The sequence below is a fragment of the Ampullimonas aquatilis genome, from assembly GCF_049675895.1.
Classification (GTDB): Bacteria; Pseudomonadota; Gammaproteobacteria; order Burkholderiales; family Burkholderiaceae_D; genus Ampullimonas; species Ampullimonas aquatilis.
The window spans coordinates 620,530-633,559 of sequence record NZ_CP183834.1; the positions used below are offsets into that span (position 1 = coordinate 620,530).

11 protein-coding genes are annotated in these 13,030 nt (G+C 51.7%); 5 read left to right on the forward strand and 6 right to left on the reverse strand.

What is annotated here, in order from left to right; translation table 11 throughout:
• Nucleotides 1-150: 150 nt before the first annotated feature.
• Together ACMYR3_RS02815 and ACMYR3_RS02820 are read left to right on the forward strand one after the other, a co-directional pair.
• Nucleotides 151-1,299 (forward strand): FIST signal transduction protein, encoded by a 1,149-nt coding sequence (locus ACMYR3_RS02815; RefSeq protein ID WP_424194309.1) that lies wholly within the window; start codon nucleotides 151-153, stop codon nucleotides 1,297-1,299.
• Entirely contained in the window at nucleotides 1,296-3,662 is a 2,367-nt protein-coding gene (locus ACMYR3_RS02820) for a response regulator (RefSeq protein WP_424194311.1), read from the forward strand. The genes ACMYR3_RS02815 and ACMYR3_RS02820 overlap by 4 nt, the downstream gene beginning before the upstream one ends.
• A 313-nt stretch (nucleotides 3,663-3,975) precedes the next feature.
• Here ACMYR3_RS02820 and ACMYR3_RS02825 read toward each other — a convergent pair whose 3' ends face one another.
• The 4 genes from ACMYR3_RS02825 to ACMYR3_RS02840 all read right to left on the reverse strand — a co-directional run bounded on the left by ACMYR3_RS02825 (nucleotide 3,976) and on the right by ACMYR3_RS02840 (nucleotide 7,926).
• The gene (locus tag ACMYR3_RS02825; RefSeq protein ID WP_424194313.1) at nucleotides 3,976-4,512 is read right to left on the reverse strand and encodes a DUF2059 domain-containing protein; all 537 of its coding nucleotides are present in this window, start codon (nucleotides 4,510-4,512) and stop codon (nucleotides 3,976-3,978) included.
• A gap of 125 nt (nucleotides 4,513-4,637) precedes the next feature.
• Nucleotides 4,638-5,123 carry a hypothetical protein gene (locus ACMYR3_RS02830; RefSeq protein ID WP_424194315.1) on the reverse strand — a complete coding sequence of 162 codons (486 nt, stop codon included), beginning with the start codon at nucleotides 5,121-5,123 and terminating at the stop codon, nucleotides 4,638-4,640.
• 38 nt (nucleotides 5,124-5,161) lie between these two features.
• Nucleotides 5,162-6,865, reverse strand: a complete 1,704-nt coding sequence (gene recN / locus ACMYR3_RS02835) for a DNA repair protein RecN (RefSeq protein ID WP_424194317.1) — start codon at nucleotides 6,863-6,865, stop codon at nucleotides 5,162-5,164.
• Nucleotides 6,866-7,017: 152 nt separating this feature from the next.
• Nucleotides 7,018-7,926: an NAD kinase gene (locus tag ACMYR3_RS02840; RefSeq protein WP_424194319.1), complete on the reverse strand. Its 909-nt coding sequence runs from the start codon at nucleotides 7,924-7,926 to the stop codon at nucleotides 7,018-7,020.
• A gap of 201 nt (nucleotides 7,927-8,127) precedes the next feature.
• On the opposite strand from ACMYR3_RS02840, the gene hrcA reads away from it, so the two are divergent.
• Entirely contained in the window at nucleotides 8,128-9,150 is a 1,023-nt protein-coding gene (gene hrcA, locus ACMYR3_RS02845) for a heat-inducible transcriptional repressor HrcA (RefSeq protein ID WP_424196334.1), read from the forward strand.
• Between the two features lie 357 nt (nucleotides 9,151-9,507).
• Nucleotides 9,508-10,602 (forward strand): ferrochelatase, encoded by a 1,095-nt coding sequence (gene hemH, locus ACMYR3_RS02850; protein WP_424194321.1) that lies wholly within the window; start codon nucleotides 9,508-9,510, stop codon nucleotides 10,600-10,602.
• 346 nt (nucleotides 10,603-10,948) lie between these two features.
• Here the strand turns inward: hemH and ACMYR3_RS02855 are convergent, their stop codons facing one another.
• A complete protein-coding gene (locus tag ACMYR3_RS02855) occupies nucleotides 10,949-11,524 on the reverse strand; it encodes a hypothetical protein (protein WP_424194323.1) in 576 nt (191 codons plus the stop codon).
• A 25-nt stretch (nucleotides 11,525-11,549) separates the two neighbouring features.
• Entirely contained in the window at nucleotides 11,550-12,353 is an 804-nt protein-coding gene (locus ACMYR3_RS02860) for a DUF4399 domain-containing protein (protein WP_424194325.1), read from the reverse strand.
• 290 nt (nucleotides 12,354-12,643) lie between these two features.
• Here ACMYR3_RS02860 and ACMYR3_RS02865 point away from each other — a divergent pair, with 290 nt between their 5' ends.
• The gene (locus ACMYR3_RS02865) at nucleotides 12,644-13,021 is read left to right on the forward strand and encodes an RNA-binding S4 domain-containing protein (protein WP_424194327.1); all 378 of its coding nucleotides are present in this window, start codon (nucleotides 12,644-12,646) and stop codon (nucleotides 13,019-13,021) included.
• Nucleotides 13,022-13,030 lie beyond the last annotated feature (9 nt).

The following is a 13,030-nucleotide window of genomic DNA, read 5'->3' on the forward strand; positions in this document are numbered from 1 at the left end:
ATTCGAGCCGACAATTAGCGCGGCAAAGTCGACCCTATTTATTCGACTAAGTATCCATTTGCCTTGCTATATTGAAATTCAATGAGCCGTACTCGGCTTGGTCACGCCTATCGTTGGATGGCGTTGGCAACTTATGCAAAAGGATGCGGTATGAAAACCTGGCAGATTATTCTCAAGCGCAATCAGGCTTTGGAAGCGCAACTTGTCTCTTTGAAGGCTTTTCAAGCGGATTTGATCTTGTTGTTTGGTGCGATACCATTTTTTGAGTCGGATCAGCTATTCAATGCTCTGCGTGAGATAGCGCCCAATGCCATTGTGACAGGCTGTTCGACTGCGGGTGAAATTGCCGATATTTACGTCTATGACAACACCTGCATCATCAACGCCATTCGCTTTGATCACACCCCATTGGTCCTGCAAAGCATCCTCCTCAAGGATATGGATGATTCTTATGATGCCGGTGCCCGGCTGGCCAGGGCATTACCTGCCGATGATCTGAAGGCAGTGTTTTTGCTTGGCCCGGGCGTGAACGTGAATGGCAGTGCATTGGTGCTCGGGATGCAGGACAACCTGGCTAAGACAGTCGCCCTGTCAGGCGGTCTGGCTGCCGATGCGGGTGCCTTCAAGCAGACCTGGACCATGGGGCCAAATGGTGCCAGGGATGATCAGATCGTGGCACTGGGTTTATATGGTGAGCATATCCGATTCAGTTATGGCAGCTTTGCGGGTTGGTGGCCATTTGGTCCCGTGCGCAAGGTCACACATGCCAAAGGCAATATTTTGTATGAACTGGACGGTCAGCCTGCACTCGATTTATACAAGACCTATTTAGGCGAGTACGCCAAGGACTTACCGGCTTCCGGCTTGCTGTTCCCGTTTGAAATGCTGGGTGCCGAGCAGCAGCAAAGCGGCGTGTTTCGTACCATCATGGCGGTGAGCGAAGCCGATGGTGCCATCACCCTGGCTGGTGAAATTGATCCACAAGGCTATTTGCGCCTGATGCATGCCAGCACCGAAAAACTGATTGAAGGGGCCGAGCAGGCAGCGCAACAGGCATATGATGCCGGCTTGAAGACCGATGGCGAAGGCCTGGCCATTTTGGTGAGCTGTGTCGGGCGTCGCCTGGTGATGGGAGACCGAGTGGATGAAGAAGTGGAAGTCGTGGCCGAGATACTGGGCAAGTCGACCAAGGTCAGCGGCTTTTATTCCAATGGTGAAATTGCCAACACGGGCTTTTCGGGTAACTGTCAGCTCAATAACCAGACCATGACCATCACTTGGATTGGTGAGGTGTCATGATTCATCGCACCCTGTTTCGACAGTTACGACGCACTTGCGGTTTGACCTCGGACGAGGCGTTGGCGCCGCTCATGCAGCGTCTGGCTGAATTGGCTGAGCGGGATGATATTGCCCAGCCGGTGACTGATTTTTTACGTGGCTTGCCCGATCTGATCAACAAGGTGGATGCCACTTACGAGCAGTCTGATCGTGATCTGGATTTGCGCTCGCGCAGTCTGGAGCAAAGCTCGGCCGAATTGAATGCGATCAATGAACAGATGCGTGGTGAGATTGCCAGCCGCAATCGTGTTTTGCATTCGGTACGCAGTACGATTGAATTAATGATCACCGATTCGGGGCTGGCCATGCCGGCCGAAGAGGATCTGGAAGGTCTGTCAGCCATGCTGCCCGAGCTGGTCAAGTTGCAACAGGCACGCAGGCTGGATCTGATCAATCAGCGTTTTGCAATGGATCAGCACGCCATCGTCAGCATTACCGATACCGAAGGCAGGATCAAATACGTCAATGACAAGTTTTGCCAGATCAGCGGTTACAGCCGCGACGAGCTATTGGGCCAGGGACACAAGGTGATCAATTCGGGTCAGCATCCGGAGCTGTTTTTTGCCAATATGTGGCAGATCATCAAATCGGGTAAGGTCTGGCATGGTGAAATCTGCAACATTAACAAGCAGGGTTACAACTACTGGGTCGAGGCAACCATCGTGCCGTTTTTGGATGATGCGGGCGAACCTTATGAATATATTGCAATTCGGACCGATATCACTGCGCAAAAAAATGCCGAGCATACTTTGCTGCAAGCCAAGGAAGCCGCCGAATCTGCCAATCGCGCCAAGAGCGATTTTCTTGCCAATATGAGTCATGAGATTCGTACGCCGATGAATGGCATCATCGGCATGACTGATTTGGTACTCGATACCAAAATGGATGTCAGCCAGCGAGAATATTTGGGCGTGGTGAAGTCATCGGCCAACGCCTTGCTGATGATCATCAATGACATTCTTGATTTTTCAAAGATTGAAGCTGGCAAGCTGACACTGGAGTTCATCCCCTTTGACTTTACCCAGGTGGTGCTCGACACCTTGCGCAGCATTGTGGTACGTGCACAGGAAAAGCATATTGAATTGATATTGGATATGAATCAGGATGTGCCACGCTTTGTGCTGGGTGATCCGGTGCGGATTCGTCAGGTGCTGCTCAATCTGGTGGGCAATGCCATCAAGTTTACCGAACATGGCGAAGTGGTGGTACGTGTGCGTCTGCTCGAAGCCGCACATGAACAAATGCTCATAAAGATCATGGTGACTGACACTGGCATTGGCATTGGCAAGGATAGTCAGAAAAAAATCTTTGAGGCCTTTGAACAGGAAGATGGTTCCACCACACGGCGCTTTGGCGGCACCGGTTTGGGACTGTCGATTACCCGTCGACTCGTCAATATGATGGGCGGCAATCTGGCCGTGGAAAGTGAAGTGGGCAAGGGCAGCACCTTCATGTTTGATCTGGCTTTGCAGATTGATCATGCCTCAAAGCCGACACCTTCTGTGATTCGTCAGGATGCCCTGAAAGGCCATTGTGTGCTGCTGGTTGATGACAACGTCACCCAGCTTAATATTTTGCAAACCATGCTGAACCGGCGTGGTGCGCAAACCTTCATTCAGCTTGGCGCTGATGCAGTCTTGCAGTACGCCATGCAGGGTGGCCAGGTGCCGGACTGCATTGTCATGAACCAAGGCATGGCAGGTAAAAATGGTTTTCATACGGCATTGGCCTTGAGTGGTATTGAGGCCTATCAAGCTGTGCCGGTAGTCATGCTCTCGGCAACGGGCATGCCAGCCAGGGCCCAGCAATATCTGGTGCCGGGCATCAAGCGTTATCTGCTCAAGCCTATCTGCCAGGAAGAAGTTTTGAAAGCAGTATATGGTGCGATTCATCATGGCGATCATGTGAGTGGTGAGACCATGCGTTTTCTTGCACCGTTGCCAGACGAGCCGGTCAAGCCCATGCATATTTTGCTGGCGGAAGACAATTTGCTCAATCAGCAGCTGGCCTTGGCACTGCTCAAAAAATGGGGACATCAGATCATCGTGGCCAATAATGGTGCCGAAGCACTTGACCTGCATTTGACGCAACACTTTGATTTGATTTTGATGGACCTGCAAATGCCGGTCATGGATGGACTGGCCGCGACCGACGCGATTCGTCATCGTGAACAGCAAGGCACGCTGCGCACGACCATCATCGCCATGACGGCCAACGCGCTCGATGGTGATCAGGAAAAGTGTCTGGCCGCTGGTATGGACGACTACCTTTCCAAGCCCTTCAAGCAGGAAGAATTTCAGCGCCTGCTGAAAAAATATTCGTAGTGATGAAGTGACCGTGATCTGGCTACTGAGATGCCACTGTTGTCATATGATCGCTGTCATATGGCCGTTGCTATGAGCTTGCTGCCGTGAGCTGCTGTCCTTGCATCAGACTGCTCGTCAGGCAGTGACATAAAGTCATCATGGGCAATTGATGCGGTGATGTCATCTGATTAAATACTCCATTGGGGTATTTAAAATGATCATTTATTAACGCACTTATTGGGCCAATATTTAGCTATACTGGTCAAGAATTATCAAAATGGTGCAAAACTAGTCTTAGATGAACAGCTTGAAAACAGCCTGAATAAAGGGCCTAAAAATCCTTTTGCCGTACCGAACACGACTTGCCCAACTGCATGCCAATGATGATCATCTCATCGCGCATATGCTGGGCATGTTCGCCCTGCATAAAACGTTGTCCCAAGGGCGACACCAAAAATTCATCCACGGTTTTTTCTTCGCCGGCTGCATAGTCAGGCACCATCATCGGCGGATGATTGCTATTGAGGTTATTGCTTTGTGCTGCACTGCGTGCATTCCATTTTTTGCCTGCGGGCGATTCAAAAAACTGGGCAAGGCTATCCAGTTCGGCCACGCTGAATGAATCCACCAGAACGGCATTGATGCGCTTGGCCTGTTCCGGCCATTGCCGCGCTATGCAGGCCGCCGAGGTATTGGGCCCCACCGTGGCCATCAAATGGGATTTGATATTCATTGCCGTAATCACGCGCTCGGCCTGATCTTGTGCCGGAGTGGCAAAGGCGGCTGGCGCGGCAAATAGCGTAGAGAGTAAGGCAGTGCTTATCAAGGTAAATTGCAGCAAGGTGGGGCGAATCAATCTCGAAGTCATCAGTATCATTTCAAAAAGCAAAGCATCATCATAGGCGGATCGAATTGATCCATCAAATCAAAATTACAAGAGATTGATGCTAAGTGGTCACACAGATAAGTGCACCGGCCAGTGCAGCGTGAACCTTATTTGGTTTGCTCCGGGTCCAGCGTCAGCACCAGTTCAGTAAAGGCCTGTCTGGTCGACCCATTAGAATGCGCCTCACAAGCCAGTTTGATGAATTTGTCCGGCGTTGCCTGCACATACAGACCCACAAACACATTATCCGCATCCACCTTCATCAAGGTATAGGGCACCCCGGCATTGGTAAACATCAGCCCATAATAAACGCCTTCATATGGGTGATGATATTCACCAATAAACTGCGCGGTTGACCCTGCCTTTTGCCTGGGAAATACCAACTCAGGCTTACCCAACAGTCCAAAGCGATACTGTAACCAATCCGGCAACACTGTCACGCCATCCTGGTCTTTAACAGGTGCACTACCGCACAGCGAAACAACTTTTTTACTCTGCCTAAGCTGGCAGGAAAAATATTCAAACTCATCAGCCTGACAATGCGAGGCTTGCGCCCAGGCGTTACTGACGAGCAGTGGGAGAATAGCGATCAAGGTGATATGGAGGTGATGCATGGGAAAATTAGATGAATTTAAATTTTCAACATTTCCTTCGCATGCTTGCGTGTTGTCGTCGTAATCTCCACGCCACCCAGCATGCGGGCAACTTCATCAATGCGTGCTTTATCGTCGAGGATGTCGATGCGGCTCAGGGTGCGGGTTTGGGCACCACTGCCTGCGCTGTGTTTGCGCACCTTGTAATGCTGTTGGCCTTGGGCGGCGACTTGGGGTGAGTGGGTTACGCACAATACCTGGCGTGCGTCGCCGAGTTGGCGCAAGAGTTTGCCGACGACTTCGGCGGTGCCGCCACCGATGCCGGAATCCACTTCATCAAAAATTAAAGTTGGGGTGGGCGAGGCCAGGCTGGTGATAACGGCAATGGCCAGGCTGATGCGGGATAGCTCGCCACCCGAAGCCACTTTGGCAAGCGGGCGAGGGGTGGTGCCAGCATGGCCGGCCACCATGAATTCAACCTGCTCAAGACCATAGACATTGCCTTCGGCGGCGGGAATGTCGTGCAGGGCAATGTCAAAACGGCCACCGGTCATGCCTAGATCCTGCATGGCGCTGGTGACGGCTTTGGCCAATGTTTTGGCGGCTTGCTGACGTTGTTTGCTCAACACCTTGGCCACGCTGAGGTATTGCTCGTGAGCGGCTTTGGCGGCGGCTTGCAGGGCATCTGGGTTGCTTGCAGCAGCCAGTTCGGCGCTGCGTTGCTGCAGGTTTTGCCATTCTTGCGGGAGGTCTTCGGGTGCCACACGAAACTTCCGTGCGGCGCTGTGCAAGGCGCTCATGCGGCTGTCGACTTCGGCTAGACGTTCAGGGTCAAGTTCGGTTTTGGATAAATACGATGACAGCGAGTAGCTGGCTTCCTGCAATTGAATTTGCGCTGGCTCGAGTGCAGCCATCACGTCTTGCAAGGCCGGGTCAATATTGGTCAGGGGGGCCAGCTGGCTGATGAGATGATCAAGCTGGCTCAGCATATTAGGTTCATCATCTGACAAGACAGCCAGGGCGGCTTGCGCGCCACTGAGCAGGCTGGCCGCGTGTGACAGGCGCTGATGTTCGGTTTGCACCTGCTGCCATTCATCAGCTTGCGGTGCGAGTTTATCGAGCTCGCCGAGTTGCCAGTCCACCCGATCTTTTTCCAGCGCCAGCGTGGCGGCTTCGCGCTCGGCTTGCACACAGAGTTTTTGCGCGGCCTTCCATTGCCGATGGGCTTGGGCGACGGTCTCAAGCTGTTGCGCCAAACCGGCATGGACATCCAGCAAGCTGCGTTGCGCATCGGTTTTCATCAGGCTCTGATGCGCATGCTGACCATGGATGTCGACCAGGAATTCGCCCACTTCACGCAGTTGCGTGAGTGTGGCGGCACTGCCATTGATGAAGGAACGGGAGCGACCATGGCTGTCGATGGAGCGTTTGAGCAGCACCGATAAGTCATAAATTGTGTCTTCCACTGCATGATCGCCCAAATAATCCTGTGCTTGCAGCCAATCGTGCAGGGCGCGATGTTGCGCCACTGACAAAACAAACTCGGCGGTGATTTCGGTGCGACTCGCGCCTTCACGAATCACGCTGGCATCACCACGGCCACCAAGTACCAGGGCGAGGGCATCAATCAGAATGGATTTACCAGCACCGGTTTCACCGGACAAGACGGTAAAGCCGCCGGCCAGGGGCAGGTCGAGCAGATCAACAATGACAAAGTCACGCAGGGTTAAATGAGTGAGCATGGGTAGATGACGATTAAGCGACGATTTGGCAACAAGTAAACAATGAATAAATAAGCAGTGCGGAATTGGGGTATCAGGCAGTGCCGGCATGCGTCGAGGTTTGACGTCGTGCAGACACCATAGCCACCAGTGTAGCCCAATCACGCGACAGTTTATTCGTCGCTGGGGAACTCGTGCCAATGCAGTTTTTTGCGCAGGGTGGCAAAGTAGCTGTAACCAACCGGATGCAGGAAGGTCACGGTATGCGATGAGCGCCGGATGTGCACGCGATCATGCCGCGACAGCGAAGTAAAGGACTGCATATCAAAGTTGGCGGTGACATCAAAGCCATTTTGAATTTCGATCACGATCTCGCAATCGTCGGGCAGCACAATTGGCCGGTTTGACAAGGAATGTGGCGCAATCGGCGCCAGCACAATACCTTGCAGGCAAGGATGCATGATGGGGCCATTGGCCGACAGTGCATAGGCGGTGGAGCCGGTGGGCGAGGCCACAATCAGGCCATCGGAGCGCTGGTTGTACATGAAGCGGCCATTCACCTCGACCTTGAGCTCGACCATGCCGCTGGTGCTGCTGCGTGACACCACCACATCATTAAGAGCCGAGGCACTAAAGACACTGGAGGGCTGGCCCTCCTGCATGCGCACCACTTCACCGGCCAGCATGGTACGTTCTTCATATTCACACTGACCTGACAACATTTGGCCGAGCAGCTCAAAGGTATCATCCAGCGTGATGTCCGTCAGAAAGCCGATGCGCCCCTGGTTAATGCCAATCAACGGGATGTTGTATTGCGCCAGTTGGCGACCAATCCCCAGCATGGTGCCATCACCGCCGACCACAATGGCGACATCGGCACCATGGCCAATCTGGGTGACAGTCCAGGAGGGAAAATGCTTGATGCCGATGATTTTGGCGGTGTCGGCTTCAAAAACCACTTTAAAGCCTTGTTTGGCGGCAAAATTGGCAATCGATAGCAGTGGCTTGTCAATGCCAGCCGTCTGGTGTTTGCCGACAATGGCGATGGTGCGAAAAAACGGAGTATGGGGCGTGGTGCTCATGCAGTGATACGGGGTGACTGGTTGATGCCATTATTTTTTCGCAATTAAAACATGGAATGCACTGCAACAATGGTTTTCGGCACGACAAATGCATCGGGTATTACCCATGGTCGGGTTTGTCATAGCGCTTGCCTTGTCCAAAGCTGTCGCAGTACAAGCCGATTACCACCCAAGCCAGCGAGCTGGCGTAAAATGCCCAACATGATGGATGAACGAGCCCAAAGACTTTTAAAAACACTGATTGAGCGATATATCGCCGATGGACAACCCGTTGGCTCGCGGGCATTGTCCAAATTGTCGGGGCTGGAACTTTCGCCAGCGACCATTCGCAATGTGATGGCCGATCTGGAAGAAATGGGTTTTGTGTCCAGTCCACATACTTCGGCAGGACGGATTCCCACACCACGCGGCTATCGTCTGTTTGTTGATTCGATGCTCACCGTGCAACCGCTGGAGCAGACCGAGGCCATCACCCATACCGTGCAGGACCAGTTGCAAAGCCCCGAGCCACAACGGGTGATTGCCGCTGCCGCGCAGGTTTTATCCAACCTAAGCCAGTTTGCCGGGGTGGTGGCCACACCAAGGCGTAGCAACACCTTCAAGCAAATTGAATTCATGAAGTTGTCGGACAAGCGGATTTTGCTGATCATTGTCACGCCGGCTGGCGATGTGCAAAACCGCATCATTCTGACCGAAAAGGATTACACCTCCACCCAGTTGATTGAAGCTGCCAATTACCTCAATGCCCACTTCATGGGTTTGAGTTTTGATCAGGTGCGCACGCGCCTGCGTGGTGAGCTCAAAGAGTTGCAGGTGGATATGAGCGTACTCATGCAAGCTGCGGTGAATGCGGGTGATGATGCCCTCAGCAATAGTCAGGAAGACGTGGTGATTTCGGGCGAGGCAAGGTTGCTCGATGTGGAAGATCTGTCGGCCAATATGGGCCAGCTCAGAAAACTGTTTGGTCTGTTTGAACAGAAAACCAGTCTGCTGCAACTGCTGGATATTTCCAACCGCGCTGAAGGTGTGCAGATTTTTATTGGTGGCGAATCACAACTCGTACCGCTCGACGAGCTGTCGATTGTTACTGCGCCCTACGAAGTCAACGGCCAGATCGTCGGCACGCTCGGCGTCATCGGCCCCACCCGCATGGCCTACGAACGTGTGATCCCAATTGTGGATATCACCGCCAAAATGCTGACCAATGCGCTGAATCAGCTGTGATCTCTGAGCCATCAAGGCAAGCTAAAACGGACGAAGCACAAGACGTGAAGGAAAGGGAAAACCTTTTCGCTACAAAGACACTAAGTTAGTACCAAGATCGCAAAGGCAACCCGATTTGAGTGGTGCTGCTTCAGCGGAGTCTGGGGACAGAGTAATACTCTGTCCCCGTGCCCAAACAGCGCAGTTTTGATAGGCTTTAACTTTGTGCATCTTGGTGTCTTTGTGGTGAAAAGGTTTTGCCTTTTTACTGCGCTTGACGTCTTGGCGGTGAAACTTTCTGCAGTTCTTTACCCCTTTTAAACCCGCATCGCAAAAGCCTCATAAAATGCGCTTTGTCTTTATCTCTTTCACCTTGACATGACTTCCAACTACCAACACGGTACGGCACCTCAAACGATGATTTTGCTGGTGAATCTGGGTACGCCCGATGCGCCGACAGCGGCGGCAGTGCGACCTTATTTGCGCCAGTTTTTGTCAGACCCGCGCGTGGTCGAGATTCCCAAGGCAGTGTGGTGGCTGATTCTGAATGGCATTATTTTGCCGTTTCGTTCGGGCAAGTCGGCGGCCAAGTACGCCACCATCTGGAGCAAGGATGGTTCGCCCTTGAAAGTGTTTACCGAAAAACAGGCCAAGCTGCTGCAAGGCTTGCTGGGCGAACGTGGCCATCATTTGCAAGTACGTTATGCCATGCGTTACGGTAACCCCGGCATTGACGCTGTTTTGCAGGAACTCAAGCCGGCCAATGTGGAGCGGATTCTGATGGTACCCTTGTATCCGCAATATTCGGCCACCACCACGGCATCGAGTCAGGACGCTTTGTTTGATGCACTCAAGGGTTGGCGCAATCAGCCGGAGCTGCGCCTGATCAAGCACTATCATGATCACCCTGCCTACATCAAGGCGCTGGCTGCGCAAGTGGCCGGTTACTGGGCGCGCAATGGCAAGCCCAACTTCATGGCGGGCGAACGGATTGTGTTCAGTTTTCATGGCACACCCAAGCGTACCTTGTTGTTGGGTGATCCCTATCATTGCGAGTGTTTAAAAACCGGTCGTTTGCTGGCAGAAGCACTGGGGCTCGACAAGACGCAATATCAAATTGCCTTTCAATCGCGCTTTGGCAAGGCTGAGTGGTTGCAACCGTATATGGTCAACACGCTCGCGCAATTGGGTAAGGCCAAGACGCCGCGCCTGGATGTGTTTTGCCCGGGCTTTCCGGCAGATTGTCTGGAAACGCTGGAAGAAATTGCGATTGAGGGTAAAGCAATTTTTCAACATGCCGGTGGTGGCCAGTACCACTACATCCCTTGTCTCAATGACAGTCAAGACTGGATCAGTGGTCTGGCCGATATTGCCGAACAGCATTTGCTGGGCTGGCCAACCTCGCAAGCGGTGGATACCGAACAGTTAGCTCAAAGCCGGGCCAGAGCGCTGGCGGCGGGGGCCAGCAAGTAGTGAGTCAGCACCTTGTGCATGCGTTGTTCGTATTTGGCATGATTGTGGTTGCTCATGAGTCAACAGTGAGTGTTGGCAATAGTGCGATGATAAATTGATTTGGCTGGGCCAGTTTGAAAAGACTTGCCAATCATTGATGACAGTGCTTGATGCGAAACATGACAATGAATAATTGACGGCGTTGTCGTGTCCGTAATGTGCCCAGATTGAAGTGAAGTCATCTGGGTCGGTGGGGTATTGCGAGCAGGGTTAAGACAAGCTAAATAGTGGTTAAGCAGCAGTCAAGCAGTGCCTTAAATGATAAAGATGATTGAGTTGATCTGATTGTGGCGGTGAGCTGCCGCACTCAGCTATTGAAGAATCGGACTTCTGTTCCATAACCCGCAGTCGTATTTTTGCTTTTGGCAAATCTGACCGCAAGGGACATGATGAGAAAGACGGTCACCCAACATGCCAGCCAGATACCGCCCACATATTCGATTGGCTTGGCGAAATTCCATGGTCGTGCAACACCCAGAAAGGCGCAATACAGCCAGGTCGTGTTGGAAAGCGAGGCGGGTAAAGTCATTTTCAGCAAACTGGTCTTGGCGATGCCCTTGCTGAGATTGGGCAGGGAAATGAAATGCAGAACCAGACCGTTTAGCGTCAGCAGTATGACCAGACTGATCTTGACCTGCAGCTTGGGATTGGAAAGATAGTTGGGATTTTCGGATAGATTGAGGGCGATCAATAAAATACCTGTCGCCCACAAAACTGCCAGCGCGGTAGTGATAATTTTAATTTCCAGTTTTAAGTTGATCTTGCGCCGATCAGTGGATGTCTGGAAAAAATGTTTGGCGAGCCTTGAGTCAGAAATCAATATGCCGCCAATTGCTGCACAAGTGGCAATTAAATGTAGGTAGATCGTCAGTACTTTGATCATGTTTTCCCCTTGCCTAATTAAAAGCTTATCTGGCTGTAATAGTGAAGCTGCTCTTTATAGAGCTTGCCAATACACTGCCGTTTTGATTACTGATTAGATTGACTACCGCCACATACTCTCCCGGTGGTGGGGTTAGCCAAACTTCAGTGCGGCCATCATGGAAATCGAGCACCTGTTCTTTGCCATTGCGAGGTGTGATGATTAACTGAAAGTGACCGGTTTCCGGGTTGTTGATTGCCTCGTGTGAAATTTTCCAACCTGAAGCGTGCATGCTGATTCGAAAAGGAGCACTTAATTTGCTGCCATTGACTGGTTCGAGTATTTCAACTTTTTTCTGTAGCAGGCTTTGTGGGTCAAGCTGCTTGTTTTGCTGGCTGACTGTAATCTTGACGGGCGCGCTATAGACAAAATTGGGGATATGGCGATGGTCGGCAAAAACCAGGCGAATGGTATGTTCTCCAGGTGGCAGGTTAATCACGGTTTCCATCTGTCCCTTGCCAAAGTGGATATATTGATCATTAAAAGGCAAGGGTTGTCTGAAGTCTGAAGGCAGAGGGCGGTCAATCAGTAAATGATGATGGCCAGTCTGTGCCAGGGGTTTGTCGATGGCGGCAATGCCAATACCTGTCAGACCAAATTTGATGAGGTAGGGTGTTTCAATGACGTCACCATTTTTGATGTTGGTAAAACGTGCGCTCTTTTCAAAAGAAAAGAGGGGGGTGTTCCAGGGATGAGTCAAATAATCGTCTGCCAGTGCTTTGGTGCAGATAAAAACCGTGAATAGTGCAAAGACAAGGTGCTGGAGTCTGGTGATGACGAAATGCTGCATGTGCTGAATAAATTGAAAATACTGAACAATAAGAGACTGACTAGTGATTCTATCTGCGATGTAGTACAGAATTGTTAATCATTGTGCTGTGCAATATTTACGTCACGATTACATTATTTTAATTTCGTTAACATTGGGTATATCGGGTTTATCACGACTATCTGGTGTCATCTTTCTCATACCATCGGGGTGTATAGTCAATTATTACTTGCTTAGGTAGGTATTGCTTGATGAGTTTAAAATACATGGGGTTAGTATCTTGTATTGCTCATTGCTTCAGGAGTAGTCGATTGGCGCGAATTGATAAATATCTGCATGCCACGCGTTTTTTCAAGACGCGCTCCCTGGCGGCGCAAGCCGTGGAAAAAGGGCGGGTGCTGCTTAACGATGGCAGGGTCAAGCCGGCCAAGGAAGTGCGTGTGGGTGATGAATTGTGTATCACCATTCAGGACACCACCTGGGTGGTTGAGGTGTTGTTGTTGTCGGAAGTGCGTGCCTCGGCACCCATTGCGCAAACCTTGTATGCCGAAACCGAGGCCAGCAAACTGGCGCGTGCTGCTGCTGCCGAGCGCAAGAAGCTCTTTACTGAGCCAGCGGCCGATGTGGCTGGTCGTCCCACGAAGCGCAATCGGCGCGATATTGGCAGAGTACATGGCTGGGATAATTGACCCGGCGCA